Source organism: Shewanella sp. CAL98-MNA-CIBAN-0140, assembly GCF_040309905.1.
Taxonomy (GTDB): Bacteria; Pseudomonadota; Gammaproteobacteria; order Enterobacterales; family Shewanellaceae; genus Shewanella; species Shewanella psychromarinicola.
This window is the reverse complement of record NZ_JBEOPI010000051.1, coordinates 1-25,895: the sequence shown is the minus strand read 5'-3', so window position 1 is coordinate 25,895 and position 25,895 is coordinate 1. Positions and strand designations below refer to the sequence as shown.

The following is a 25,895-nucleotide window of genomic DNA, read 5'->3' as shown; positions in this document are numbered from 1 at the left end:
ACCGCTTGATACCGCTTGATACCGCTTGATACCGCTTGATACCGCTTGATACCGCTTGATACCGCTTGATACCGCTTGATACCGCTTACTAATTATTACTAGTGCTTGATACCACTTACTATTGCTTTTCTAAGTGGAGCACAAATAATTAAGGCTTGATGTTGAATGACTACTGCAAGTAGTGGTATCAACAATCAAGCCCTAATAATCAACCTATTAAATAAGCTAATTTATAATAGCAATTCTTACTTTTTGTAAGAAGAAGCCATGTTGTCTAAACGGTCATTAGCACGTTTAGCTTCGGCTTGTGCGTCCATAGAAGCAGCTTTAGCGCCTTTAACATCGGCAGATAGCATGCTTTGCTCAGACTTTAAAGAACCAACTTCTGCTGATAGTTGATCAACTTTGTTACCTAGATTTGCTACACTTTCTTCTAAAGCAGTAGTGTTAGCACAACCACCTAATAAAGCAGTCATCGCAACACCAGCAATCATCAGTACTTTCTTATTCATGGGTAAATCCCTTAATATAGGTTGTTAAATAGTGCAACGGCATGTGCCTTTGCAACGGCGTAATTATGTCACAGATTTTTTTATTTGCTATAGCCAAATAAAATATTGTTCATTTAAAATAGCGAAATAAATGAAAATTGCAAGTCTACTGGGCAAAAAGCATTATTATTTACTGATTTTATATAAATTTTAGTGATTTATTGCTTATTCCTCGCTAAAAAATGCATTTATCCGCTTTTATTCATAAAACGCTAAACAGGCGATCACTAATGAAATGCTAATTACTTAAGGTATTGTATTTTATATGTATTAATCGTTTCTATTCGTTTTAGCTGTAGTTGGTTTTTAATTTGTGAACCTTGGTAGCCCGCGGTAATAATCGACTGCACATCAACGTTGTTTGCTAACTGATAGCAATGTTGTAAATATTCAGCTTGTGGATAGTGTACTTGTTCGGATCCGCTGCGTCCTCTCATGTCGCCATGACAACATAATAATAGCTCTGTTAAGCGTTGAGGTTTACGCCAAAAATCACCTTTATCGAATATTTTTATGATGGTTTCAGCTCTTAGTTCAAATGCATTATGAACATTTTGGTGCTGATCACTGACTAATAGTGCTAGATCGCGATATTCATTGGGTACCCGTATTCGTTCACAAAGCTTTTTAATGACGCTTAAGCCTTTTTGGCCGTGACCATAATGTTTCGGCCAATCTTGTTTTGGCGTTAATGCTTTGCCTAAATCATGTACCAATGCGGCAAAACGTACGGCTTTATTGTCACTTAACAGGCTAGTTTGCTCGAGAACCATAAGGGTATGGATACCCGTATCTATTTCAGGGTGCCACTTTTCTGGTTGCGGTACCCCAAACAACGCATCGACTTCTGGAAATAATACCGCCAATGCTTGGCATTGCTTTAACACGTCGAAAAAGACCTGCGGACTTTGACTCGCTAATGCCTTGTCACATTCCTGCCATACCCGCTCCGGCGTGAGGTGATTGAGTTCATCGCTGTGGGCAATTTTTGTCATCAGTTGTAAGGTTTCGTTAGCAATAGTAAACCCTAAATGATGAAATCGAGCCGCGAAACGGGCCACGCGTAATACACGTAATGGGTCTTCGATAAATGCATCTGAAACATGGCGAAGTACTTTGGCGTTAATATCATCAATGCCATTGTAGGGGTCATATACGTTACCATCACTATCTTGTGCAATGGCATTGATGGTGAGATCGCGGCGCAGTAAATCTTCGGCGAGGGTGACACCTTTATTCGCATCACAGCTAAAACCTTGATAGCCGTTACCTGTTTTTCGTTCCGTTCTTGCTAATGCATATTCTTGTTGAGTTTTAGGATGCAAAAAAACCGGAAAGTCTTTACCGACTTGCTGATAGCCTTGTGCCAACATTTCTTCAATACTGCTGCCAACAACCACATAATCCTTGTCGACAACCGTTTGTTTAAGAAAAGTATCGCGCACTGCCCCGCCTACTAAATAAATCTTCATGGCGTACCACAACGTGTAATAATAAGTAGCTTAAATCTTATCAGAGTTAGATTTTTACAGCTAACTTTTGACAAGCTGTTGTACAAGCATTAACGTTAGTCGTCAGTTTCAAATAAGGATTTTTGGTCGAATGTATAAAGCCTTTTATGGATTAAACGATAATCCATTCTCTATCGCGCCTAACCCTCATTATATGTTCTTAAGCGATCGTCATCGCGAGGCCTTAGCACACTTAACTTATGGGCTAGGAGAAACCGGTGGGTTTGTGTTGTTGACGGGGGAAGTCGGTACAGGGAAAACAACCGTTTCACGTTGTTTGTTGCAGCAATTACCTGAAAATACCGACACCGCTTTTATTCTTAATCCTTCGTTAACAGAGCTCGAGCTTTTAGCTACGCTATGTGATGAACTCGCAATTCAATATGGCGACCACCCGACCTTAAAACAACTGACTGACTTACTCAGCAAGTACTTATTGGAGAATCATAAAAACGGTCGAAATACGGTATTAATTATTGATGAAGCCCAACATTTGCGTTCTGAAGTATTAGAGCAGCTGCGCTTGCTGACTAACTTAGAAACCAATACCAAAAAGTTGCTGCAAGTTATTTTAATTGGCCAACCAGAACTGCAGCAATTATTAAAGCGTCAAGATTTGCGTCAATTAGCCCAGCGTATTACGGCGCGATACCATTTATTACCCTTGGATCATGACGAAGTGGCACTGTATGTGTTGCATCGTTTAAAAGTGGCTGGTCGACAGGAACCTCTTTTTACCCAAAAAGCGATAAAAGTACTGCACAAGCATACCGGCGGCATACCAAGGTTGATCAATTTGTTGAGCGAACGGGCATTAATGGCTGGCTATGGTCAAGCTAAGGTGCCAATCGATCATAAAATGGTCAATCAAGCGGCGGTAGAAGTCTTGGGCCAAATCGATACACCCAACAACAAGCGTTGGCCTTTTGTGGTGGCGGTGGCACTAGTATTAGCGTTTGGATTGTCATTATATTTGTTCAATCGCTCGGCGATTGATAGTCGTTTTATGCCTAATACCGCTGATGCTGCGCAAACGCAAACGCAAGTTCAAACAAAAACGCAATCATCAGTCACTGCGAGTCTTACTCCTGCAGCGGTAAATCAAGTCACAGTACAACAACCTTCAGCAATCAATGCGCAGCAACAACTAATGCGCCAAGCTATGGCGCAAAGTACCAGTATCGAAAATGCCTTTGCTGGTTTATTTGGCTTGTGGAATAAGCAACCTATTATTGGCTTATCTGCTTGTCAGGCGGCGCAGCAGCAGGACTTAGCTTGTTATCAACAGCAGGGGAATTGGCACAGTATCATGCGCCTTAATTATCCTGCTGTCGTGTATTTGCAAGATGCACAAACCAATGTGTTTTATGGCGTAATGGTTGAACGTCAAGTGGATCAAATTTTATTGCAGCTTGGTGAGCAACAGTTTTGGGTGAGCAAAGATTGGTTCGATCGCCACTTTAGTGGCACGTTTGAAATTTTATGGCAACCTGATGCCGTTATTCCACGAGACATCAGCCAGTCTTCGAGCATGGCGCAAGTACAATGGTTAGAAAATAGCTTAGCACGAGTCAATAAACGTCCGGCACGATTGTTAACTCAATTTGATACTGAGCTTGAGCAGCAGTTGATGCATTTTCAACGTCAACATGGTCTTAAACCCGACGGGATTGCCGGGAATCAAACTTTGGTGCAGTTAAACTTGTATTTAAGCCAGCAAGGCCCGCGTTTGAGTGCTTCCGTGGAGCGCAGTTAATGTCGATTTTATTGGATGCGATTACCCGCAATAAACAGCAACAACAAACTAATATTGTTGATGTTGTTTCAACGCCGAGGGCCCATTATCCTTCACAGCCTAAGGTGTCGGCGACCACAAAAAAAATGACAGTGCTGACATTAGCTATTTCGTTGGGGATTGGTGGGGCGTGGAGCGTGAGTCTGTTATTGCAACCTGGGCCATCATCTATACAACTAGCGACATTACCCGTCATTAACCCTAATGTTGACCCGCAAGGGAGCCCCACGGATTTGGTGATGCCTGGCAATGGCAACATTGTTCAACCGTCGAGAGATCAGAGCGGTGATGCTCAGGCTCGTATTGATCAGGTTAGTGCAGATCAAAACCATATTGTTCAAGGCAATGATCAGGTTCGTTTGGCCGGCAAAGTGGCTTTGCCTATCGCACAACCTTATACTCCACGCGTCAACCAAACGGCTATGGGTGTCAATACTGATCCAAACTTCTTAGCTCCAAACGCTTTAGCGCCAAACTCCTTAGCATATAACGACACGGGTTCAAGCAATCAAGCGGTTGACCGTACCAATGTGAATCAGCAGCAAGTGAGTAATCGTGACATTCAAACTGTATCAGCCCAACAAATGCCTGATAGACGATATGAGCGCTCAAATACAGATTTTGCATCAAATCAGAGCCATGCGAACCGAAAAAGCCAAGCTGAAATAGAAGCGTTACGGCTACAAATTAATGCCGCGGCAAATGAAGTCGACTTTGTCTCAGTCAGCGCACCGAAAGTTGATCAAAGTAATAACTTGCTAGCCGCGTTTAAGACGGCCCTTAAAGACGTTGAATACGAACGGTCGGTTAATCAGCCAGTGACGCAGGAAGAACTGGATCCTATTCCTCGGCCTTCAAATCAACAAATTCCCAAATATGGCGATTTGCCTGCGAGTATTCAATTACAAGTGCCTGAGTTTAATATTAATGCTCATGTGTATTCATCAGAACCCAACAATCGTTGGTTAAATGTTGACGGGGTTGAATTACAGCAGGGTGACATGATTAACAATAAACTGACGATTATTGAGATCCGGCCTAGGGACATAGTGTTAGAAATTAGCGGTGAACAATTTAGAGTGCCGGCAATTTAGACGCTGCTTTTAAGCAGTCTCAACATATCGGTTTCAACATAGCTGTCTCAAAATATGTATATCAACACCTCTATTTTAATTCGTTAATCTCAATAGATAAATAACACCAAGGCGCTTATCGCGCCTTGGTGTTATTGGTTGCATTAAACCGCAATGTTAGCCGTGAATATGATTGGCTAAAAATAAGGTTAATCCATAACCTATGCAGTAGCAAAACAGTAATGCTGGGACATATTTTAAGTAGCTTACGAATGTCAGTTCTTCAACTTTACTCATGGCGATAATGCCTGAGGCTGAGCCGATGATTAATAGTGACCCACCGACGCCGACTGAATAGGTTAATCCTAACCATTGTGCTGTCGTCAGCACGGGATCTGCTTTTAATAATGCTGCCGTTAATGGCACATTGTCTAATAGTGCAGAACCAACACCAGTGAAAAAGTTAGAAATACTAGGGTTATACATACCATAGACTTCGGTTAATAAATTAAGGGTGCCAATCTCTTTAAGCATACCGACGAGTAACAAGATACCTAAGAAGAACAATAGGGTGTCGAATTCAACCTGACGAATATACTCTAATACTTGCACTTCTTCCGTGTTGCTTTTATTGGTGCGCCCGACTAAGAACATCACTGATAAGCCGAATAAAAAAGTTAATACTGGGGGAATGCCAAACATTACGTTAAGTACCATGGTCAAGACGATGGTCGTGAAAAAAATCACCCCGATGACAATATCAACCGTATTGTAATTTTGCTCAATCGGAGTGGTGCTAACCTGTCCTTCAGCTTTGAGTGAAAACAATATTGCTAGGATCATGACGCTAACACTTGCGGGAATAAACAAGATTAGTAATTCAGAAATATGCACTTTACCCGCAAGGAAAATCATCAAGGTCGTCACATCACCCGTGATTAATGCCACCCCACCGGAGTTGACAGCAAAAATAATTAACACCGCCATGCGACGACGCATTTGCTTGTCTAAATTAAAGGTTGTCAGTAACCCCAATGACACCAATGTGGCAGTAACGTTGTCACAAAAAGTCGATAATACTAATGAAAATAATCCTACCTGCATCATCAACATTCTCACAGAGACTTGCTGCGGAAATATTTTCTGTACCAGTACTTGGATCATGCCTTTAGCATTAAGGTAGGCAACAAAGGTCATTGTTGACATTAAAAACAACCATAATGTGGCAATTTCTAATAAGTTTTCATTGAGATTTTCACCCACGAGTTTACTTTTCTCTGGGCTCCCAGAGGCAATGAACAAGGTGATCCAAGCAATGCAGCCAAGGAATAGGGTGGTTTTTGCTTTGTTAATATGGGTAACTTCTTCGAACACGATACTGAGTAACGCAAGCACCGCAAGTGAGATAAGAAAGGTATGTAGCATGACTGCAATTCCAACTTTGTGTTGTAGGTAATCAACATCATTACCCTGAATTTTTGCTAACCTAATTCAGTCCCTAATTTTAAGGTTAAATTAAGCTTTTGTTTGGCGGGCCGATCACATCACATAACGAGCAATTTCGCAACTTAGATCACATTTATTTTGCGGGTAATAGACCAAAGTAGCGCATTGAAAAATGGATATATTTGCGCTTTAACGCCCAATTGGGCCATTTACTATTGTTCTGATAGTGAGCATGAGCCAACGTTTGGTTATTGTGATGGATGTAGGGTAAGTCATCTGTCGATAAACGAGTTGTTTATTCGGTCAATCACAGACCCTCTTTCATTATTAACGCGTCATTAATAAGGCGTCATTAATGGGTCATTCTAACTATGGGAGGTAGATTACGAACACTATGCTTGTTTGTTTATGAGTGTATTTAACACAGCACAAGCAGATGACTAAGAGGTGAGAGATTAATGCGGACGTTGAAGCAAATAAAAAGGGATAAACAGCTTAGCTGCTTATCCCTTTTTTATCACGGCTTGTTAGCGGTGATAGATAGACTTATTTCATTGCGGCAAAAATACGATCAACGGCGGCTAAAGTATACTCAATCTCAGCGTCGCCGTGAGCCATTGACATGAAGCCCGCTTCATATGCACTTGGCGCCAAGTAAATACCTTCATCTAGCATGGCATGATAGAAATGACGGAAGTGTTCCATGTTGCATTTTGTTACTTGAGCAAACGACGTCATTGGCGCTTTATCTTCAGTAAAGAATAAACCAAACATGCCGCCCACATAAGTGATGTTTAATGGAATACCGTGTTTATCTGCTGCAGCTTTAATACCTTCTGCTACACGTTTAGTTTTGTCTGCAAGCGCGTCATACAAACCGGGTTCACACAAGGCATCCATTTGGGCTAAACCTGCTGTCATCGCAATCGGGTTACCAGACAAAGTACCTGCTTGATAAACTGGGCCTGTCGGTGCAATAAACTGCATGACTTCTTTACGGCCACCAAAAGCGCCTACGGGCATGCCGCCGCCAATCACTTTACCTAGTGTGGTTAAGTCTGGTGTAACGCCATAATGGCCCTGTGCGCCACTCATAGACACGCGAAAACCGGTCATCACTTCATCAATAACCAGTAACGCTCCGAATTCATCACAAATAGCACGCAAGCCTTGTAAAAATCCTTCAACCGGTGGAATGCAGTTCATGTTGCCGGCAACGGGCTCAAGGATGATACAAGCGATACTTTCTGGATTCTGTTCAAATATAGCGCGGACAGAATCAAGATCGTTATAGGTAGCGGTTAATGTGTGCTTAGCAAAATCTTCTGGAATACCAGGAGAGCTTGGTTGCCCTAACGTTAATGCTCCAGAACCTGCTTTTACTAATAAGCAGTCAGCATGGCCGTGGTAGCAACCTTCAAATTTTAAAATATTGTCACGGTTAGTAAAGCCACGTGCTAAACGAATTGCACTCATAGTGGCTTCAGTACCAGAACTGACCATACGAACTTGTTCTATTGATGGCACCATAGAAATGACTTTTTCAGCCATTTTGACTTCAAGTTCAGTCGGCGCGCCAAATGATAGGCCATTTTCGACAGCGGCTAAAACCGCTTGGCGGATTTTAGGATGGTTATGGCCTAAAATCATTGGTCCCCATGAACCGACATAGTCGATATACTTTTTACCATCGGCATCAAAAATATAAGCGCCATCAGCTTTTTCAATGAACAAAGGTGAACCACCCACACCATTAAAAGCTCGTACAGGTGAGTTAACGCCACCAGGAATGGTTTTTTTAGCCTGTTCAAATAAAACTTCGGAACGGGTCATGTCTAATCCTTAATATTGTGTGCCAATTATCTATCGGCTTTACGTGAATACCAGTTTACTGGGCACTCATACTTGTCGAGTTGGTTTTCAACCCCAAGTGTTAATGCAAAAAGTGCCATGCGTATAAGTAAGCCGTTGTCGGCTTGTCTGAAAATAGCCAAACTTGGATGGCTGTTTAAATCATTGTCGAGTTCATTTGCTTGTGCGCGTGAGTCACGAGGTAATGGATGCATAATCACCGTATTTGATTTGCAATGCTGGGTATAAATATTGTGATTTAAGCGAAACTTACCGCGGTACTTATTGGCTTCTTCCTGTGAAGGAAAACGCTCTTCTTGAATGCGAGTCAGATACAAAATATCTGCTTGGTGCAAATTACCTTCAAGTTGTTCGGTTATTGTGATCTTATGGCCAGCATTTTCAATGTCGGCGATCACATAGTCAGGCATTGCTAGTTCACTTGGTGAGATCAATGTGAACTTAATGTCTTTATGCATGCAAAGTAAGCGTGATAGTGAATGTACTGTGCGGCCATATTTCAAATCACCCACCATCGCGATATGCATCCCGTCGATACTCATACCTGTTTGGCTTAGCTCTTTTTTGATGGTAAATAAATCGAGTAATGCTTGCGTTGGGTGTTCATTGGGACCATCGCCACCATTGATCACTGGCACGCGACTGCCTTCGGCAAATTCTTTGACTGAGTATGCGTCGGGGTGACGCATGGCAATCACATCTGAGTAAGTTGATAGCACTCTAGCCGTGTCATACAAGGACTCACCTTTTGATAATGACGATGATGCCATTCCAGTCGTTTCTCGGACATGTCCGCCAAGCAAGTTGAAGGCGCAGCCGAAGCTAACACGGGTCCGGGTGCTGGGTTCAAAAAACAGATTGCCTAAAATAGCACCGTCTAATACTTTGGTGCGTTTTTCACGCAAAGCATAAGGGGTCATTTTGTTCGCGACGTTAAAAATAGTGTCAATTGAATCCAGATCTAACTGGTTTACTGAAAGGATGTGTGAACCTTCGAACTGCGTCATCAGCCTGATTTCCAAAGTTTGGGGCAAAATATTCACCAGAACAGCATGCTATTTTACCATATTATTATATAGGGTTTTATAGAGTTTTGTGTAGGGTGGCTGAGGCAAAATTGTAGCAGAAAATAACCGCTAGATAAATATAATAACCGTGCTGAACTTAGAGATTCACTTGCTGCTATAAAGAACATTGTAAGGACTTTAGCCTGCGCGTTAACTCCGCTCACTCATAGGCTTTGTTATTGATTTCGCAGCGAATGAGCTTCACGATCTATGAAATGTTAAGTTAACCTTCACCCTAGCTCGGGATAATAAACGCTTATTCAAGCGCTCTTTGTGCCGCTATCTACTGGGTACTGCCTGTAATAGACACGCAATTGAAGCGTTAAAGTACCTTGTTAACAAATATGCCTGACTTGAAATAGACTGATTTCTATCATTTTATTCCATTGCTTTATTGCATCGCATATAGCAAGTAGAGGATAAACACGCTAATCGAGTATGAGTTTATATTTGCCCAGAACGAATTTCTTGCAATAAATTGGTCCAACTGATCACCCCAACGACGTGTTGATTATCACTGCGGTAGATATACACTTCACCTGCACGTTTAGGGGCCAATGCTTCATAGGCTTCATTTAAGGTGGCGCTGTCGGGCAATCCTGGCATTGGTTGGCGTGACAGTGTGGTTGTGTCTTCAGCGGATTGAATTTCAAGGCGGAGCATTTCGATGACGCCCTTTGCATTACGCACCAGGACAGGCCGACCCGCTGCACGTTTCAGTACTTCAAGCAGCAGTTCGTCATCATCGTTAACAATGACGAAGCGTTTATTCATTAACACCCTAACGCCTTTCTGTTGCAGTCCTTGATTCAGTGGTGCAACCTTGTAACCCAGCTCCATAATATCGAGTTGCTTTAAAAGCATCGAGTTGGTGTTAAAACCTTGGTATGCCACCAAATATGCCGGAATGGTAACAAACATGGCCGGTAAAATAATCGAGGCATCGTTGGTTAATTCAAGTAGCGCAACTAACGCAGCCAATGGCGCACTTAAGCAAACTCCCATCATTGCTGTCATGCCGATCACAGTATATAAACCAATATAAGGCGCAACTGATGGAAACAGTAAACTAATGATTAACGCTAATATCGCCCCGATTAATGCGCCAATACCATAGAGTGGACCGATAAGTCCGCCAGGAACCCCAAAGCCAATGGCGGCGACGGTGGCCAGCATTTTTGCTAATAACAGTGCGATTAAAAACAATAGGCTAGGATGTTCACTAATGGCTTCAGTAATGGCTAAATCACCAGAACCTAAAGCTTGTGGCATGACTAATCCCACCACCGTAGTGATGGCTCCAGCTATAAGTAGTCGATAAAGTAATGGCCAGTGCTGGCCAGTCGCGGTGACTTTGACGAGTGAAAAATTAAACAGTGCAGCGGCACAGCCCAAAACTATGCCGCCAATTAACAAAATGGGATAGTGATCGAGTGGAATATGGATCACATTGATCAAGTCGTATTCGTGAATATTACCAAACACCAGTTGACTAGAGACGGCGCCGCAAATAGCGGAGATCATAATGGGGAAGAAATAGTGGATTTTGTATTCTCGAACAATGACTTCAAATACAAATAATACTGCAGCAAGTGGAGCATTGAAGATGGCCGCTATGCCGGCGGCGATTCCACTGGCGCACATAATGCGCACGCTATTATCTGGCAGCGAAAACTTCTCTGCTAGAACACTGGCGCTCACAGCGCCTAAGTGAATTGCCGGACCTTCTTTTCCGACAGAGAAATTGGTCATCAAGGCCATTAATGCTTGAAAAAACTGTCCAGGGGCAGACTGAAGCGGTACTTTACCGTAGTGCAGTTTAAATCGGTGCAATACGTAAGCAATTCCCATGCGTTGATAACGTTTGGACCCCAGTAATGACAACAGCCAAATAAGTAATGCACCGAGTATAGGTAAGTATGAACGCCAATCATAAAAAGTTGTGCCGATGTCTATGGCATCGGAATGCAGATATTGTTCTGCCCACACTAAGCTTAGGCGAAATAAGATAATCACCAATGAGGCTATGATGGCAAACAGCAATGCGAGGGCACAAAGTTGCACACTAATTTTGGCCTGAGATAATTTATCTCTAAATTCGTTATGCAGATATTTGCGCGTAGCGCGTTTGGCGTGAATAATAGCGGCTTTATTTATCTTAAATTGCACAGTTTGACTCTAGGGTCTGTTTATCTTTGAGGGTTATATATTGCAATTGTTTATTGATCTTTGGGAAGCGTACTTGTGTCATGCTATTACTCTCCATCAATAAGCGTTGAGTCAGTGCTAAAGGACAACAAACGTTGGCGGAAATTTCACTTGCAGCATCCTGGGCTGGACAATAAAAGTAAGATCACTATCACCTGTGGAGCCATATTAAACATATATGATTGACACAAAAGTTTTGCTTGATAGATGAAATAAGCCTAAGGCGAAGAAGCATTAGCAAGCATACTGTATTTTATTAGAAGGTTGTAACTTAATGTTAAATTATCACCGTTGGTTGGACAGACTGCAAGTTTTAGGACGTAAAAATCGGACATCGAGCATATACTTGATTAGTTTAATGCTAGTGTGCTTTTTACTGGGGGCGATAAGCTTTAATTTATGGCTTTCTTTTGCGCCAGAGGCAACACCCAATAGCGTTAGCGGTAAGCGTAAATTATTGCAAGAACTCGACACACAAGCACAAGCGCTTGCCAGTCGGAATTTAGCATTAAGTATTGCAGAAAATGCCAATAAAGAAATGCAACAGATGTTTAGTCGTCAATTAACTGAGCAAAAAGCGTTAGAAAAAGAATTAGCGTTTTATCGCAGCGTCATGGTGACGGATGCTGATGTTGAAGGCGTGGCGATTCATGGGGTGGAAATGTCCCAAGGGGTGCTGCCAGAACAATATCAATTACGATTAATTCTAACCCAGTTGCAAAAACGCAAAATGAAAGTTAAGGCCCGAGCTAACGTGATGTTGCTCGGTGTTCAAAATGACCACCCCGTCGAGCTATCACTAAGCAAGTTGGTGAATAATAAATTGGATTTCGAGTTTAATTATTTTCAAATTATGGATACTGATTTTGTCCTACCTGCAGGTTTTAATTTGCAAAGGATTTCCGTTAAAGTTAAGGTCTCCGCCAGCCGTGGCGTGAAAGGTGGTGAGATTGAGCAAACCTTTAATGTGCCGGAATTATTAATGGGTGAAAAAGAACTGCGGGTAATACTTGAACAAAATAGTCAGGTAAAGGATAATTCTCAGTAGAATCGAAGTAAGAGGTAGTAATGACTGAACATGTTGATGCAGCAATGCCGATCCAATTTACCGATGCGGCGGCGATAAAAGTAAAAGGGCTGTTGGAAGAAGAACAGAATCCTGAATTAAAGCTACGTGTGTATGTCACAGGTGGTGGTTGCTCTGGTTTTCAGTATGGATTTACATTCGATGAAAAAGTCAACGAAGGTGATTTCACCATTGAAAAACAAGGTGTGCAATTGGTTGTTGATCCTATGAGTCTTCAGTACCTTGTTGGTGGTGAAGTGGATTATACATCAGGTCTTGAAGGGTCACGTTTTTTCGTTAAAAACCCTAATGCCACCACCACATGTGGTTGTGGGGCGAGTTTCTCGGTGTAATAGATTTTATTGCGACGATAACTATTGCGACGATAAATTATTGCGACGATAAACATAGCCACAATAAACATAGTCACTAAAAATTGAGTGTAACCCTGTAATAAAAAGCCGTCTTTCGACGGCTTTTTGATTTCTCAACAATAATAATGAATTGGCTAACCTATGACTAGCTGCTCATAATATTAAGATTCATCCGCGGTTTAAACCACGCCTTCACTTTAGCATTAAAGCTAATCCAAACTTGTATTATCCCCAGTGCAATCAGTACCGAGTAGATCACCCAATCGGCCACTACGGTTTGAAAGAAACCAAAATCAAACGTGGTTGGACCGGCAACTAAATTATCAGGGTCATACATAATAATTGGCAGTACGCTGTATAACAAAAGTTGCAGCACACAATAAACCCGCAGTAAGTATAAGCCGGCTTTTTGGCGCCCGATAATTGCGAGTACCATCATCAAGGTCAAAATGCATAACATTGCACTTAACTCTGATATTGAATTTACGGCCATTAATCCGCTGATGGCCGCGAGGGTATAAATGATCATTAAGCCAATTAACCGTTTAGGTAAATGTGGCTTAACAGGGATCTTGGCTTCATCAACGTGGGTTGATCCAGAGCTGATATCTGTCATTACAATTAATGCTTTTGCTGTATCTTTGGTGAAACACGCTCGTTCACTTCAAACGGAGGTACCACGACACCTAAGTCTTCTTGAACCGGGAATACCGCGACAAATAAGTCATCATCTTCCATGCCGCTAACCCAACGTTCTTGAAACTCGTCTAGTGGAATGGCTAATGGTTCGCAGTCTTTCCATTCATCTACAGCCCAAAGCGTGGCCGTTTCTTCTGTTGGCCACATAGGGATGCAATCTTCATCTTCAGTGGTTAGCATCACGCAACCATCTTGATCTTGAAGTGTCCAGATGACTTTTTCAGATTTAATTTGCTCAACCATATAATCGTAACGACCTTCTGGCGTTAGATTCATTAGTTCAGATATACTTTTGTTTTTGTTGCTCATATTGACTCTCATCTTAAGTTACGGCTTTACTCAATTTCAAACGATTGAGCAAATTTGTGGGCATTATAACATTGAGGCCACAATTGCAAAAGTAAACCGCCCATATTGGTGTCTTTATCTGGCTTTAAAACGACCACCTAACACCGCAGGGCGTGAAGCACCTGTGACGGCCGGTAAATTGGCCGGTAAATCATGGTGATGACGCATCGCTAACCACGCAAAGGCAATCCCTTCAACCCATTTAGCATCAACACCTAAGGCGCTGGTGGTATCGACTTTATACCCCGGTACCAGAGTGGCGAGTCGTTGCATTAAGGCTTTATTTAACGCGCCACCGCCACAAACAAACAATTCACCCTTTGGTGCTAGCTTATTAATATCATTGGCAATACTGTGACAAGTTAAATCAAGTAAGGTTGATTGAATATCTTGTTGATCTAAATGACTGTAGTCGGCGAGTTGTTGCTCAAGCCAAGCTTGATTAAACAGCTCTTTGCCAGTGCTCTTAGGGTAGGCTAATGCGAAATAAGGGTGTAATAATAAGTGTTTGAGTAAGTCTGGATGACTGGTGCCAGAATCAGCCCAAGCGCCGCCTTCATCGAAAGATTGCCCTAGTGCTTGTTGGATAAATGCATCTATTAAGGTGTTACCTGGGCCAGTATCGAAGCCTAACACTTGGTCTTTATTGCCGGGTAAATAGGTCACATTGGCAATGCCGCCAATGTTTAAAATTACTCTTGAATGACCTGGCTGAGCAAACACTTGCTCATGAAATGCTGGCACCAAGGGGGCTCCTTGGCCGCCAAGGGCGATATCTTTACGTCTAAAGTCAGCAATAACATCGATATTAGTTTCAATGGCAATGGTATTTGGATCGCCAATTTGTAAAGTAAAGCCAATTTCTAAATTGGGCATGTGACGTACTGTTTGTCCGTGCGAACCAATCGCGATAACCTCAGCGGCAGTGACCGTCGTTTTGGCTAACAAGTTATTGACCGCTTGAGCGAACAGTTGGCCGACACTGCGATCGAGTCGACCTAAGCGGTTAATCTCGTCGGTTTCAGGTTGGCATAAATGCTGTAAGCCTTTTAATAAATGTTTAGGAATGGCTTCAGCATGACTGGCGATTAAGATTGGCTGCTTGGCCGAAAAATCGACCAATACGGCATCAACACTATCCATGCTTGTGCCTGACATTAGACCGATAAAATATTCTGGCTTAGACATGTGGTTTTTCTCTTGTAGCAGCGATCAAACAGACCATTAATTACTGGCTAATTGCTGTTGTTGATTTGATTTGAGTTGTGCCATCAATTGTTTGCTGAGTGCAGTGAATTTGTTTTTCTCTCTACGATCAATCGGCACCGATTTAGGTAAGTCAATCGTCCTTGGATTGCGATGTACGCCATTGACTATAAACTCATAATGTAAGTGAGCGCCGGTTACTCGACCTGTTTTACCCAAGGTTCCGATTATTTGACCTTGCTTAACCGTTTCACCACGGTTAACTTTGCGCTTGGTTAAATGCAAATACTTAGTGGTATAGGTTTCGTTGTGCTTAATAAACACATAGTTACCATTATACTGGTTATAACTCGACTCAATAACCCGCCCCTTACCCGCAGATTTAATGGGTGTCCCAATGGCCGCCACATAATCTACGCCTCTATGGGCTCTAACTTGCCCTGTGACAGGATGTAAACGGCGTGGATTAAAGTTAGAACTGACGTATTTAAAGTCCACTGGCGAGCGTAAAAATGCTTTGCGCATACTACTGCCATTCTCCGAGTAGTATTCACCATCGGTATAACGAACTGCAGTATAACGTTCACCTTGGTTAATAAACTCAGCGGCTAAAATATTGCCATTACGTAAAAATTGGCCATCGGCGTATTCTTGATCAAACAATAATGAAAAATGATCGCCTTTGCGGATATCGAGTGCAAAATCGACATCCCAACCAAAAATATTGGCTAACTCCATGATGTGGTTACCCGACAAGCCAGCATCGGCAGCGGCGTTCCAAAAGTTACTTTTAATCTTGGCGCTAATAAACGAGGTGCGATTTACAACGTCTTTAGTGTTAACGGTTTCTTTGTATTGGTCATTGTGTTGACTGATCACCAACGTCGACACTTGATCCATCCGATAAGTTAATTCTTGTAATTGACCTTGTGCATTTTTACTAAGAGCGATCTCTTCGCCGGGCATAATTCTGAGTAGATTCTTTTTCGCTAGCGGCAATTGAGTAATGTCATAGACATCTTTAGGGCTGAGTCCTGCACGGCTAAATAGGCCGCCTAAGGTATCGCCTTTAACCACTTTATAGTATTCAACGCTATAGCCATCGTTAGCCGCTTGCTGTTTTAATTTGGTTTTTTGAGTAGCAACTTGCTGATCGATATCATTGATCATGCCATCAATATCCGATGTGCTGGTTTGCAACATAGCAAGATGTTGAGCAAAAACTTCATCGTCTGGGGTTTCAGCGGTGATCACATTTTCGCTGTCATTACTTGATATGAAATCAGCTGACTCATCTTGATCAATACTGCTGTCATTATTGACTGGTGTTGGCGCGTTAAAGGCTAGTTGAACAGCATAACGCTTATTCGTTTCTAAGGCGGAGTTGTCATCCGATTGACTCACCGATCGGCTTTGCTTAGATGCCTGAGCATCTTCCGATGGAAACATCAGAATAAATGTCGTTAAAATTACCAATAAAGACAATGTAACTTGATGTGCTTTTGGCAACAATGTGAATAAAGTAAGAAGCTTTGCCATTGACTCAGATACCAATTTTTCTTTCTTGTTATGATCTGCTAAGTGTACACGCTTTCATTTGCTGTGGCTAACAAGTAACATAGACCTCTTTATTTTTTGTGCAGGCCCTGGGAGTTGCGGTAGAGATGGCGAATTTAGATCAAGTATTGGCAGAGATTAAGCGTGGTACCGATGAGATATTACTTGAGGCGGATTTACTTGAGAAACTCAAAGAAGGGCGGCCATTACGCATCAAATTAGGTGCAGATCCTACCGCGCCTGATATCCACTTAGGTCACACGGTTATTTTGAACAAAATGCGTACCTTTCAGGAGTTAGGTCACGAAGTGATTTTCTTGATTGGTGATTTCACTGGTATGGTCGGTGACCCTAGCGGTAAAAACAGTACCCGTCCGCCACTGACTCGTGAGCAAGTGCTTGCTAACGCAGAAACTTATAAAGAACAGGTTTATAAAATTTTAGACCCAGCTAAGACTCGTATCGAATTTAATTCTAGCTGGTTAGAGCCGTTGGGTGCCGCAGGTATGATCCGCTTGGCTTCTCAACAAACCGTTGCCCGGATGATGGAACGTGACGACTTTAAAAAGCGTTATGCATCAGGTCAATCAATTGCGATTCATGAATTTATGTATCCTTTATTACAAGGTTATGACTCTGTCGCACTTAACGCGGATGTGGAGCTAGGCGGTACCGACCAAAAATTCAATTTATTGATGGGTCGTGAACTGCAAAAAGTGGCAGGCCAAAAGCCGCAAACCGTGATCATGATGCCTTTGCTTGAAGGCTTAGATGGCGTTAAAAAAATGTCTAAGTCGGCCCACAATTACATTGGTGTGAGCGAACCTGCCAACGAAATGTTTGGCAAGCTTATGTCAATTTCAGATGATTTAATGTGGCGCTATCTTGAGCTGTTGTCATTCCGTCCCTTAACTGAATTAGCTCAATTTAAGTTAGATGTTGAAAACGGCACTAACCCGCGTGATATCAAGATATTGTTAGCTAAAGAAATTATTGCTCGTTTCCATGACGAAGCACAAGCGCAAGCCGCTCATCAAGCGTTTATTGACCGTTTTCAAAAAGGCGCTATCCCAGATGACATCGAAGAAGTGGTATTAGAAGCCGGTGAAGGCTTAGCGATTGCTAACTTACTCAAAGATGCTGGCCTTGTTGGCTCGACATCTGATGGTATGCGGATGATCAAGCAAGGTGCGGTAAAAATGGACGGCGAAAAAATCGAAGACAGTCGCATCAGTTTTAATGCAGGTCTTGAAGCGGTATTCCAGGTCGGTAAGCGTAAATTTGCAAAAGTTATCTTGAAATAAGCTTAACGAAATAAATAAAAAAACGGCTTATCAATTAAGCCGTTTTTTTATGTCTCATACATGGCTGACCCTGTTTGATTTAAATGGTGACATTACTGAGATTCAAGTTGGTCAGACATGGTTTGATAATCCATTAAGTCCATTTGTTCTATCAAGCGTTCAGTATTATTATCAAATTTAAGTGTGGTCACACCTGGCACGGCTAAATCGATAATTTTACCGGGTTTTCCATATTGATCGCCAGGACCTCGTAATCTGTAACTGCCGATGATCACCACAAGAGAGCCAGTATTAAACATGTGTTCTACGTTTAAACGATACTCTAATACGCCTTCATGAGCGCGTTGTAAAAACGCAATAATATGACGCCCACCGGTATAAGTGGTATTGGCTGTTTTGTCGTAAAATACCGTGTCGCGAGAATAAAATCGACGCAAGACAGTATAGTCATGGTCGGTGAGTGCTTCCATGTATTGCATTGCGAGTTGTTGCTCTCGTGGCATATCGCCAATATTGGCTTTGCTAGGAAAGCTCAATAGCAAACAGCATAATATGAAGATTATTCGCACATTAAATTCTCTTTGTTTTCAAATCAAAAGCCGGTAAAGATAAGTGCCAGCGGATAGCACTCAGACGAATGATTAGCGTGCTGAACATAGCGAACAACACCGATGTCATGCTATCCATGCCGACAATGATGCTTAAGGTATAACAGATCCCTCCAACGATGGAAGCGGTTGCGTAAATTTCTATTCGCAATACCATTGGAATTTGACGACATAACAAATCACGGATAACCCCCCCCCCAACAGCGGTTATGGCGCCCATTACCACAGCAACCATACTTGATAATCCTAGTGATAAGGCTTTTTCTGCACCAATGACGGTAAACACGGCTAAGCCTAGTGCATCTGCAATAGGTAAAGCATATGTAGGTATTCTATGGGGTTTACGCACTAAAATTAAGCACATTATGACCGTCGCAAGAATGACAATAATATAGTTAGGATCGCGTATCCAAAATACTGGTGTAGCGCCTATTAATGCATCGCGCATACTGCCACCGCCAATTGCAGTAACAAAAGCTAATACGATAACGCCGAATGGATCCATACGATATTTACCAGCCGCTAACACGCCCGCAATTGCAAATACAGAGGTACCACATAAATCTAAAAAGTAGATCCACTGATTCATTTACTTAACTCTTCGAGGTGAATAGTGAGTGCATCAACTGAAATCCGGATCTCGATTACCGATAAAATTAATGAATACAGTAACAATAATAGACTCAATCCAAAGACTATTGAGCCTATTTGATTAAAGCCGATATAAATCAGAATCATACATAAAACGCAAAACGCAAAGCTGCTGACACCGGTTTCTTGCATTTTACGGATGATAATAATGCGTTGGCGTAAGTTTTTAATTTGATCACCTTGCACAGGTTTTTTGTCATTGCTTAATTGACGGATCAATGCAGCCAATGAAAAAAATCGATTAGTGTAGGCCAGCAATAGCAATGAAATAGCCGGGAACAGCAAAGCTGGTGTCGTTAATGATACATGTAAATTGTTGAACAAAATGACATTCCTAAAAAGGTCTGCAAGCAGGTAAGAATCAATATCGAGTGACGATAAGTTTTTTGTTACCAAGATGTAAGCCGCATGTCGACATGATTGTCTCATGTTAACAACTGACTATGACATTAGGTCGTAACAGGTCTATATCAAACGGGCATAGATCCATTATCGCTAAATGATAGCCTGTTTAAAACAAGATTTATATGGTTTACATAAATCTTAATCCGGTCCAAATAAGCGGCAGTAGCAAGGTTAAGCTGATCCAAAAGAGGTTGGCCGTATGAGTTATCGTTATGGCTTGACTGATGTGGCGATGATCAGGCAAAGGGCCGGATTTTACCTTAGGTAAATCAACCCGAATGGATTTGCCGTTTTCAATAAATTGCTGTGGACCTCCAAGTTCTATTTTCAATAATTTAGCCGCCAATGCATAACTGCTGTAATAATTATTTAACTGATTTTTATCCGCTTGGGTCGATATTGGCTGCGATAAAATAGACCTAACACCCAGTTGACCAAACTGAATGGCTAATGAGCAATGCCATAACACGGTGGGAACAAAAAAAATCACTCGATTAAACTGACCGACAAAACGAGAAAAAATATGAAAATGTGGATGATACGGAGGCCAGCAATATTCTAATTGTCTTAACATTCGCACGACTAACGCCATCGTAGCCCCGCCCAAGCTAAAAAATAAGATAGTGGCTAAGGTGCCATAAATCGGAGTGGTAAACAGTTTTTCGATAGTGGTTTTGCTTAAACCCACTATCGATAGCACTTGGGTGTTTTGACTCACCCAAGGCGAGAGTAATTGCTTGGCCTCTTGTTTGTTGCCGGTGTTTATTGCAGCGACCACTTTTTCTGCCACGGGCTTAAAAGCAGAATCACATAAACAGAAGTACAAAATGAGCAGTTCAAAAAACCATGGGTAAGCGGCAAAACTGAGTGAAAAACTGACGATAATCCCGCTAGGCACAATCAAAATCAACGTGGCTAAAATCCCGGCGGTAAGTTGTTGACTCATAGTTCGCTCAGGGTGATTCACTTTAGCGGCTATCAGTGTGGCTAAGCGGTTGAACCATAATAAGGGTTGCAGATCTCTGGGAATAGGGGCAAATCGTGCCAATATTAAGGCACAAAATAAAATACAACAGCTTTGCAGTAACCCACCATCTTGGCTAAGTAATTGAGGATTGAATAATTGATTGACCATAGGGACTCAATAGCTTGGCTGTTGTTGATCTGTCGGACTTCGTTTGCTCTGCTCAGGTACTATGCAGATTATATAACCTGAGCAGAGCCTAGATGGATTATAGCTGTTGTAACAGTGCGATAACCATCATGGCAGAATGCAAACCCGCTTTTATAATGTAAGAGTCAAAATCAACCGGTGAGTCATTATTGGCATTGTCTGATAAAGAACGAATAACCACAAATGGGATCTTAAATTGGTGACAAACTTGCGCAATCGCCGCACCTTCCATTTCACAGGCCGCCATTGTCGGGAAGTTTTCGAGCATTACTTTAGTCCGCACCGGATCACAAATAAAACTGTCGCCAGTACAAATTAATCCTTCAATGGCGTTGACTTCACCTAACGACGCCACCGCTTTTTTAGCGGCAGTCACTAAGGTGCTATCGGGCATAAATGCTGCTGGTTGTTGTGCCATTTGACCCATTTCATAGCCAAAAGCAGTCACATCGACATCGTGATGGCGCACTTCCGATGAAATGACAATATCACCAATGGCAAGGGCATCAACAAAGCCGCCAGCAGAACCGGTATTAATCACATGAGTAGCGGCAAATTTTTCTATCAATAATGTGGTCGCGATGCTGGCAGCCACTTTACCGATCCCAGAACGTGTAACGATCACTTCTTTACCGGCAATGTTACCGCTAACAAATTCGATCCCAGCAATAGTACTATGCACTGGCGCGACGATGGCTTGGATTAAATGAACAACTTCTGGCTCCATTGCGCCAATAATACCGATTTTCATGAGTGAACCTTAACTGAATGAGCAAATACGAAAGGGCATTAATATATCACGAGCTCGATAAATTAGTGAAAACCCACAATGAATAGTTGGCGGGCTGGTTGGCTATTTATACATTCATTCAGTTGTTGGGTTAAATTTCAGCCACGATACAATATTAGTATTGATTTACTTTGGCACAAGCAGTTATTTTTTCGTGGTGAAAGGCATCCACAATAATCCGGTTAGCCATGCGTTTTGTTTTGCATTGGGGTAATCCGTTAACCCAATATCAATTTGGTTATCGGTTTTGCTGGCATCACTAGTATAGGTGCCAAACAAGCGGTCCCACCAAATAATACTAAAACCAAAGTTAGTGTTACTTTCGGCCATAATTTGGCTGTGATGTATCCGATGCAGCGCTTGGGTCACAATGACATAACGAGCCACTTTTTCCAGTGGTTTGGGTAAACGGATGTTGGCGTGGTTAAAAATTGCAAATCCATTAAGCAAGATTTCAAACAGTATGACGGCCTCAGCAGATATCCCTAATAACATAATCGCCAGAGCTTTAATGCCAAGACTGGCGATGATTTCAAATGGATGAAAGCGCAGCGCGGTAGTGCTGTCGACCAGCCGATCTGCGTGGTGCACTTTATGTAAGCGCCATAATAAAGGAATGCGATGAAATAGCCGATGTTGCCAGTAAATAAGCAGATCGAGTAACAGTAGGCTTATGGCAATATTTGCCCAATGCGGCAGGCTAATATAATGCAATACTCCCCATTGCTGCTGCGTGGTATACAGGGCAAAACCTGCTAAACCCAGTGGCAGTATTAATCTCGCCATCACAGAGGCAATGACCAATAAGCCAAAGTTGCCAAACCAGCGTGTTGCCATGGTGGCAGTTTGTGGGGTTTTAGCTAGGGTTCTTGCGGGGAATAGCAGTTCTAGACCCATCATCAATGCAAGAATTGTTATAAACACGCCTAATCGGATTGCCGCCATTTCATCTATCATATTCTAGGCTCCTCAATGGCCGTTTCCTTAACGGCAGGTTTGTTAGCTTCAATTTTCTTTGAGCCTGATTCTTTAACGGTATGATTCTTCAATGTGTGATAACCGCCATGTATACGAGTAAAAATGGTAATCGCGCCTAAAAATGCAAAACTGTATGCCAGTTCTGGGAAATAGGCTGGCCATAAACAAAAGGCGACAAAAAAGGCGATGGTTTCTGTGCCTTCGGTTAAGCCATTTAAATAATAGAAACTCTTATTGGCAAATTGTGGTCGAGGCAGATTAAGCTGCTCTGCTGGTATCGCAAAAGCCAAAAAACTTGAGCCGGTACCAATAAATACGGTTAATAAAACCGCTGCGGCTAGGGCATTTTCATTAGGGTTGGCTAAGGCAAATCCTAATGGGATGGCGGCGTAAAATACAAAGTCGACGCAAATATCTAAGAAACCGCCTGCTGCGCTGGTGTGTTTTTGATAGCGCGCGAGGGCGCCATCAAGGCCATCAATAATACGATTGAGGGCAATAAAAAATAATGCCGTATACCACTGCTGCATTACGAGAAACGGCACGGCCAGCATTCCTAAACCAAAACCGACTAATGTCAATTGGTCTGGGTGCACTTTTTGCTTAGCGAGTAACACCACTACCGGGGATAATATTTGTTTAATCACTGGCGTAATAAATTTATCTAACATGGGTCGTTTCCAATTAAGCTGTGGTTTATGTCAAATCAGTGGCTTATATAAATTTAGTTCATATCGTTAACCATAAGGTTAATGACATCAGTACCCTTTATCAAAGTGAAATCACTTTGCCTTGGGCGGCGTCCGCATCGGTTTGATCGTGCGTTACCATGATGGCGGGTAACTGATGTTGGCGTATTTGATCAAACACCAATTGTCTGGTTTCTTGGCGTAATTGACTGTCGAGTTTACTAAATGGCTCATCCAATAAAATGGCTTTAGGTTGACTCAGTAATACGCGTAACAATGCCACTCTTGCTTGTTGGCCGCCAGATAAACTTTGCACACTCCGTTGCTCTAACCCACCCAGACCCACTTGGGTTAATGCTTGGCTAATGGTAGTTTGTCGCTGTGCTTTAGGCCCTTTGGGCATAGCAAAACTAATGTTACCTGCCACGGTTAAATGTGGGAACAGCAAAGGGTCTTGGTACAATAAACCAATACGGCGTAAATGGCTGGCGGTATCAGTAATGTGTTGACCATTTAAGTACAGCTTTCCCGTAGCGTGAAAGCCTTTTGGTAACATACCGGTTAACCAGTTTAACAAGGTCGATTTACCGCTTCCAGACGGTCCCATGATGGTGAGGATTTCACCGCCTTGAATGGTTTCATTTAATGATAACAGCAACTGCTGTTGTCGATATAAGGTTAGATCATCAATGGATAGCGAAGGGACTTCCTCTGAGATCACCGTTGAACGAGTTTGCATTAGTTTCCTTATTCGCGATGTCTAAATAGCATTTTTGGCAGTAACCATGCCAGTAAAAAACCAAGGGCAGGGAGGGCCATTTGCACTAATGCATACACAGCACTGGTGCGACGACTGCCGCCATTGGCGAGCGAAACCGCTTCGGTAGTAATGGTATTAATGCGCCCACCCCCCGCCAGTAATGTGGGTAAATATTGACTAAAACTAATGGCTAATCCTAATGCGCAGGCAATCAAAATAGGCGCTAGCAACATAGGCAGTTTAATTTGCCAGAATATTTTTGCTTCGCTCGCCCCCAAACTGGCGGCGACGGTGCTAAAGCGTGGGTCTAAACGGCGGTAGCTACTGGACAGCGACAAAAACACATAAGGCAATACAAACAACAGATGCGCTAGCACCACATTGATGAAGCTGTGATGGCTGTTGATTTGCTCCAATAACCACACCAAACCAAATAGAAACGCAATGCTGGGGATAAGCAGGGGTAAATAAATGATCACACTGCTTAATCTCGACACCATTTTACCTGTGTATTGCTCAGCCTCCAGAGTAAATAAGGTCAAAATGATTGCCAAGCTGGTGGCACAAACACCAATCAAAACGGTGTCTAGTAATGGCGTGTGCATTTGTTGTAATGCCGACTGCCAATGTAAACTGACAAATTGTTGCGGCAATACCGTAGGGAAATGCCAGAAACCGGCAACAGACCATAACATCATGCCGATTAATGCCAAACCAATGGCACTGATTATCACCACAGTAAGCACATGAGTGATGTTTTGCATAATGGCGCCAGCATACTCACGTTGGCCGTTGATAAGCATGGTTCGGGAGGATTTTTTTATTAGTTTTTCGAGCAGCCACCAACTCAGTAGCAAGAGTAATGTCAGTACAATTTGTAATATGGCGCCTGCTGACGCTTTTATTCGTAAGCTTAAGTCAACATCATGGAACCACTGCATAATGGCAACGGCCAGTGTCGGTGGGCTATTAGGACCCAAAATTAATGGAATTTCGACACTGGCACTGGCATAGGCGAGCACGGCCAATATCGGTAAGCGTAAAAACGGGTATAAGCTCGGTAACACCACTTTGAAAAAAGCGGTCATTGGGCAATAACCTAGGCTTAATGCCACTCGATGTTGAGCGCGCAAGGTATGGCCTAATTCGGGTTGTGCTAATACCCCAAGTGCCATCAGTAATAGAAAGGGGAGTTCTTTTAGCGTCAGCCCAATAATAATGCTCAGGCCCATCGCATCGTGAGGATACAGCCAATCAGGCGGTGCATCCCATCCGCTTAGCCAAGGTGACACCATCCGAGATAACATGCCCGATGGGGTAATTAAAAAGCCAATTGCAATTGCGGCAGCCGCATGGGGGATGACTAAAATAGGCCCTAACAGTCGTTGAATATAGCCGAGCCAAGGGCTAGTAAAGTAACTGCCTAATATTAAAATGGTGATCACAAATGCCAGTAAGGTACTGATAAAACTGGTCGATACGCTGAGTAATGCCATATAGCCAAGACCCGGTGTTTGCCATAGATCGACAAAACCAGCCACGCTGAACTGAGTATGACCTAATACCGGAAACCAGCCAAAAGCAGGCAAAATAACGGCAATTAAGCCGCTCAGTACCGGGATCACCAATAACGCCATCATTAAATATGGACTGCTGCGCACTAAGGTTGTAAATCCACTGGTGGACGTCATCATCGCATTACCCCATAGCGTTGTAGCCACTGGGTTGCGATCACCTTGGTCCAGCTCGGATCCGGTTCGCCT

General features: G+C 42.6%; 24 protein-coding genes. 5 read left to right on the top strand and 19 right to left on the bottom strand.

Annotated elements, in window-relative coordinates:
* Positions 1–245: 245 nt before the first annotated feature.
* Both AAEY93_RS18885 and AAEY93_RS18880 read right to left on the bottom strand, forming a co-directional pair.
* Positions 246–512 (bottom strand): Lpp/OprI family alanine-zipper lipoprotein, encoded by a 267-nt coding sequence (locus AAEY93_RS18885; RefSeq protein WP_101034488.1) that lies wholly within the window; start codon positions 510–512, stop codon positions 246–248.
* A 281-nt stretch (positions 513–793) separates the two neighbouring features.
* Positions 794–2,023: a multifunctional CCA addition/repair protein gene (locus tag AAEY93_RS18880; RefSeq protein ID WP_101034489.1), complete on the bottom strand. Its 1,230-nt coding sequence runs from the start codon at positions 2,021–2,023 to the stop codon at positions 794–796.
* A 130-nt stretch (positions 2,024–2,153) separates the two neighbouring features.
* On the opposite strand from AAEY93_RS18880, the gene AAEY93_RS18875 reads away from it, so the two are divergent.
* Together AAEY93_RS18875 and AAEY93_RS18870 are read left to right on the top strand one after the other, a co-directional pair.
* A complete protein-coding gene (locus AAEY93_RS18875) occupies positions 2,154–3,818 on the top strand; it encodes an ExeA family protein (RefSeq protein ID WP_101034490.1) in 1,665 nt (554 codons plus the stop codon).
* Positions 3,818–4,951 carry a general secretion pathway protein GspB gene (locus AAEY93_RS18870; protein ID WP_351079076.1) on the top strand — a complete coding sequence of 378 codons (1,134 nt, stop codon included), beginning with the start codon at positions 3,818–3,820 and terminating at the stop codon, positions 4,949–4,951. Before AAEY93_RS18875 ends, AAEY93_RS18870 begins: the two co-directional genes overlap by 1 nt.
* 156 nt (positions 4,952–5,107) lie before the next feature.
* Here AAEY93_RS18870 and nhaD read toward each other — a convergent pair whose 3' ends face one another.
* The 4 genes from nhaD to AAEY93_RS18850 form a co-directional block, all read right to left on the bottom strand.
* Positions 5,108–6,355 (bottom strand): sodium:proton antiporter NhaD, encoded by a 1,248-nt coding sequence (gene nhaD / locus AAEY93_RS18865; protein ID WP_351079074.1) that lies wholly within the window; start codon positions 6,353–6,355, stop codon positions 5,108–5,110.
* A gap of 567 nt (positions 6,356–6,922) precedes the next feature.
* Positions 6,923–8,209 carry a glutamate-1-semialdehyde 2,1-aminomutase gene (gene hemL, locus AAEY93_RS18860; protein WP_335687898.1) on the bottom strand — a complete coding sequence of 429 codons (1,287 nt, stop codon included), beginning with the start codon at positions 8,207–8,209 and terminating at the stop codon, positions 6,923–6,925.
* A 26-nt stretch (positions 8,210–8,235) separates the two neighbouring features.
* Positions 8,236–9,255, bottom strand: coding sequence for an aspartate carbamoyltransferase (locus AAEY93_RS18855; RefSeq protein ID WP_101034494.1), 1,020 nt, complete (start codon positions 9,253–9,255; stop codon positions 8,236–8,238).
* Between the two features lie 504 nt (positions 9,256–9,759).
* Positions 9,760–11,484: a chloride channel protein gene (locus AAEY93_RS18850; protein ID WP_335687900.1), complete on the bottom strand. Its 1,725-nt coding sequence runs from the start codon at positions 11,482–11,484 to the stop codon at positions 9,760–9,762.
* A 313-nt stretch (positions 11,485–11,797) separates the two neighbouring features.
* On the opposite strand from AAEY93_RS18850, the gene AAEY93_RS18845 reads away from it, so the two are divergent.
* Both AAEY93_RS18845 and erpA read left to right on the top strand, forming a co-directional pair.
* Positions 11,798–12,571 carry a DUF6776 family protein gene (locus AAEY93_RS18845; RefSeq protein ID WP_124012261.1) on the top strand — a complete coding sequence of 258 codons (774 nt, stop codon included), beginning with the start codon at positions 11,798–11,800 and terminating at the stop codon, positions 12,569–12,571.
* Positions 12,572–12,591: 20 nt separating this feature from the next.
* Complete coding sequence (erpA, locus tag AAEY93_RS18840; RefSeq protein WP_101034497.1) at positions 12,592–12,942, top strand: iron-sulfur cluster insertion protein ErpA; 351 nt, start codon at positions 12,592–12,594, stop codon at positions 12,940–12,942.
* A gap of 166 nt (positions 12,943–13,108) precedes the next feature.
* Here erpA and AAEY93_RS18835 read toward each other — a convergent pair whose 3' ends face one another.
* The 4 genes from AAEY93_RS18835 to AAEY93_RS18820 all read right to left on the bottom strand — a co-directional run bounded on the left by AAEY93_RS18835 (position 13,109) and on the right by AAEY93_RS18820 (position 16,755).
* Positions 13,109–13,579 (bottom strand): hypothetical protein, encoded by a 471-nt coding sequence (locus tag AAEY93_RS18835; protein ID WP_124012260.1) that lies wholly within the window; start codon positions 13,577–13,579, stop codon positions 13,109–13,111.
* 5 nt (positions 13,580–13,584) lie between these two features.
* Complete coding sequence (locus tag AAEY93_RS18830; RefSeq protein ID WP_101034499.1) at positions 13,585–13,971, bottom strand: DUF2750 domain-containing protein; 387 nt, start codon at positions 13,969–13,971, stop codon at positions 13,585–13,587.
* A gap of 114 nt (positions 13,972–14,085) precedes the next feature.
* Positions 14,086–15,198 carry an anhydro-N-acetylmuramic acid kinase gene (locus tag AAEY93_RS18825; RefSeq protein ID WP_124012259.1) on the bottom strand — a complete coding sequence of 371 codons (1,113 nt, stop codon included), beginning with the start codon at positions 15,196–15,198 and terminating at the stop codon, positions 14,086–14,088.
* Between the two features lie 36 nt (positions 15,199–15,234).
* Positions 15,235–16,755 (bottom strand): peptidoglycan DD-metalloendopeptidase family protein, encoded by a 1,521-nt coding sequence (locus AAEY93_RS18820; RefSeq protein WP_351079067.1) that lies wholly within the window; start codon positions 16,753–16,755, stop codon positions 15,235–15,237.
* A gap of 125 nt (positions 16,756–16,880) precedes the next feature.
* Here AAEY93_RS18820 and tyrS point away from each other — a divergent pair, with 125 nt between their 5' ends.
* Positions 16,881–18,077, top strand: coding sequence for a tyrosine--tRNA ligase (gene tyrS / locus AAEY93_RS18815; protein ID WP_101034502.1), 1,197 nt, complete (start codon positions 16,881–16,883; stop codon positions 18,075–18,077).
* 92 nt (positions 18,078–18,169) lie between these two features.
* Here the strand turns inward: tyrS and AAEY93_RS18810 are convergent, their stop codons facing one another.
* From AAEY93_RS18810 to AAEY93_RS18770, 9 genes are all read right to left on the bottom strand, one after another.
* Positions 18,170–18,580 carry a nuclear transport factor 2 family protein gene (locus AAEY93_RS18810; RefSeq protein ID WP_081430168.1) on the bottom strand — a complete coding sequence of 137 codons (411 nt, stop codon included), beginning with the start codon at positions 18,578–18,580 and terminating at the stop codon, positions 18,170–18,172.
* Positions 18,581–18,647: 67 nt separating this feature from the next.
* Positions 18,648–19,274 carry a trimeric intracellular cation channel family protein gene (locus AAEY93_RS18805; RefSeq protein WP_101034504.1) on the bottom strand — a complete coding sequence of 209 codons (627 nt, stop codon included), beginning with the start codon at positions 19,272–19,274 and terminating at the stop codon, positions 18,648–18,650.
* A complete protein-coding gene (locus AAEY93_RS18800) occupies positions 19,271–19,660 on the bottom strand; it encodes a DUF2721 domain-containing protein (protein WP_101034505.1) in 390 nt (129 codons plus the stop codon). The genes AAEY93_RS18805 and AAEY93_RS18800 overlap by 4 nt, the downstream gene beginning before the upstream one ends.
* 208 nt (positions 19,661–19,868) lie before the next feature.
* The gene (locus AAEY93_RS18795; RefSeq protein WP_124012256.1) at positions 19,869–20,876 is read right to left on the bottom strand and encodes a cobalamin biosynthesis protein; all 1,008 of its coding nucleotides are present in this window, start codon (positions 20,874–20,876) and stop codon (positions 19,869–19,871) included.
* Between the two features lie 97 nt (positions 20,877–20,973).
* The gene (locus AAEY93_RS18790) at positions 20,974–21,666 is read right to left on the bottom strand and encodes a 5'-methylthioadenosine/adenosylhomocysteine nucleosidase (RefSeq protein WP_335687906.1); all 693 of its coding nucleotides are present in this window, start codon (positions 21,664–21,666) and stop codon (positions 20,974–20,976) included.
* A 183-nt stretch (positions 21,667–21,849) separates the two neighbouring features.
* Positions 21,850–22,662 carry a sterol desaturase family protein gene (locus tag AAEY93_RS18785; RefSeq protein WP_351079061.1) on the bottom strand — a complete coding sequence of 271 codons (813 nt, stop codon included), beginning with the start codon at positions 22,660–22,662 and terminating at the stop codon, positions 21,850–21,852.
* Positions 22,659–23,354: a CDP-alcohol phosphatidyltransferase family protein gene (locus AAEY93_RS18780; RefSeq protein ID WP_124012255.1), complete on the bottom strand. Its 696-nt coding sequence runs from the start codon at positions 23,352–23,354 to the stop codon at positions 22,659–22,661. The genes AAEY93_RS18785 and AAEY93_RS18780 overlap by 4 nt, the downstream gene beginning before the upstream one ends.
* 100 nt (positions 23,355–23,454) lie before the next feature.
* Entirely contained in the window at positions 23,455–24,111 is a 657-nt protein-coding gene (locus AAEY93_RS18775) for an ATP-binding cassette domain-containing protein (RefSeq protein ID WP_124012254.1), read from the bottom strand.
* 8 nt (positions 24,112–24,119) lie between these two features.
* The gene (locus AAEY93_RS18770) at positions 24,120–25,826 is read right to left on the bottom strand and encodes an ABC transporter permease (protein WP_351079081.1); all 1,707 of its coding nucleotides are present in this window, start codon (positions 25,824–25,826) and stop codon (positions 24,120–24,122) included.
* Positions 25,827–25,895: the final 69 nt, after the last annotated feature.

Excerpts from the sequence above, each read along its gene's own strand:
- AAEY93_RS18885 (WP_101034488.1), bottom strand. The coding sequence starts at position 512 with ATGAATAAGAAAGTACTGATGATTGCTGGTGTTGCGATGACTGCTTTA.
- AAEY93_RS18880 (WP_101034489.1), bottom strand. The coding sequence starts at position 2,023 with ATGAAGATTTATTTAGTAGGCGGGGCAGTGCGCGATACTTTTCTTAAA.
- AAEY93_RS18875 (WP_101034490.1), top strand. The coding sequence starts at position 2,154 with ATGTATAAAGCCTTTTATGGATTAAACGATAATCCATTCTCTATCGCG.
- AAEY93_RS18870 (WP_351079076.1), top strand. The coding sequence starts at position 3,818 with ATGTCGATTTTATTGGATGCGATTACCCGCAATAAACAGCAACAACAA.
- nhaD (WP_351079074.1), bottom strand. The coding sequence starts at position 6,355 with ATGCTACATACCTTTCTTATCTCACTTGCGGTGCTTGCGTTACTCAGT.
- hemL (WP_335687898.1), bottom strand. The coding sequence starts at position 8,209 with ATGACCCGTTCCGAAGTTTTATTTGAACAGGCTAAAAAAACCATTCCT.
- AAEY93_RS18855 (WP_101034494.1), bottom strand. The coding sequence starts at position 9,255 with ATGACGCAGTTCGAAGGTTCACACATCCTTTCAGTAAACCAGTTAGAT.
- AAEY93_RS18845 (WP_124012261.1), top strand. The coding sequence starts at position 11,798 with ATGTTAAATTATCACCGTTGGTTGGACAGACTGCAAGTTTTAGGACGT.
- erpA (WP_101034497.1), top strand. The coding sequence starts at position 12,592 with ATGACTGAACATGTTGATGCAGCAATGCCGATCCAATTTACCGATGCG.
- AAEY93_RS18835 (WP_124012260.1), bottom strand. The coding sequence starts at position 13,579 with ATGACAGATATCAGCTCTGGATCAACCCACGTTGATGAAGCCAAGATC.
- AAEY93_RS18830 (WP_101034499.1), bottom strand. The coding sequence starts at position 13,971 with ATGAGCAACAAAAACAAAAGTATATCTGAACTAATGAATCTAACGCCA.
- AAEY93_RS18825 (WP_124012259.1), bottom strand. The coding sequence starts at position 15,198 with ATGTCTAAGCCAGAATATTTTATCGGTCTAATGTCAGGCACAAGCATG.
- AAEY93_RS18820 (WP_351079067.1), bottom strand. The coding sequence starts at position 16,755 with ATGGCAAAGCTTCTTACTTTATTCACATTGTTGCCAAAAGCACATCAA.
- tyrS (WP_101034502.1), top strand. The coding sequence starts at position 16,881 with ATGGCGAATTTAGATCAAGTATTGGCAGAGATTAAGCGTGGTACCGAT.
- AAEY93_RS18810 (WP_081430168.1), bottom strand. The coding sequence starts at position 18,580 with ATGCCACGAGAGCAACAACTCGCAATGCAATACATGGAAGCACTCACC.
- AAEY93_RS18805 (WP_101034504.1), bottom strand. The coding sequence starts at position 19,274 with ATGAATCAGTGGATCTACTTTTTAGATTTATGTGGTACCTCTGTATTT.
- AAEY93_RS18795 (WP_124012256.1), bottom strand. The coding sequence starts at position 20,876 with ATGGTCAATCAATTATTCAATCCTCAATTACTTAGCCAAGATGGTGGG.
- AAEY93_RS18790 (WP_335687906.1), bottom strand. The coding sequence starts at position 21,666 with ATGAAAATCGGTATTATTGGCGCAATGGAGCCAGAAGTTGTTCATTTA.
- AAEY93_RS18785 (WP_351079061.1), bottom strand. The coding sequence starts at position 22,662 with ATGATAGATGAAATGGCGGCAATCCGATTAGGCGTGTTTATAACAATT.
- AAEY93_RS18780 (WP_124012255.1), bottom strand. The coding sequence starts at position 23,354 with ATGTTAGATAAATTTATTACGCCAGTGATTAAACAAATATTATCCCCG.
- AAEY93_RS18775 (WP_124012254.1), bottom strand. The coding sequence starts at position 24,111 with ATGCAAACTCGTTCAACGGTGATCTCAGAGGAAGTCCCTTCGCTATCC.
- AAEY93_RS18770 (WP_351079081.1), bottom strand. The coding sequence starts at position 25,826 with ATGATGACGTCCACCAGTGGATTTACAACCTTAGTGCGCAGCAGTCCA.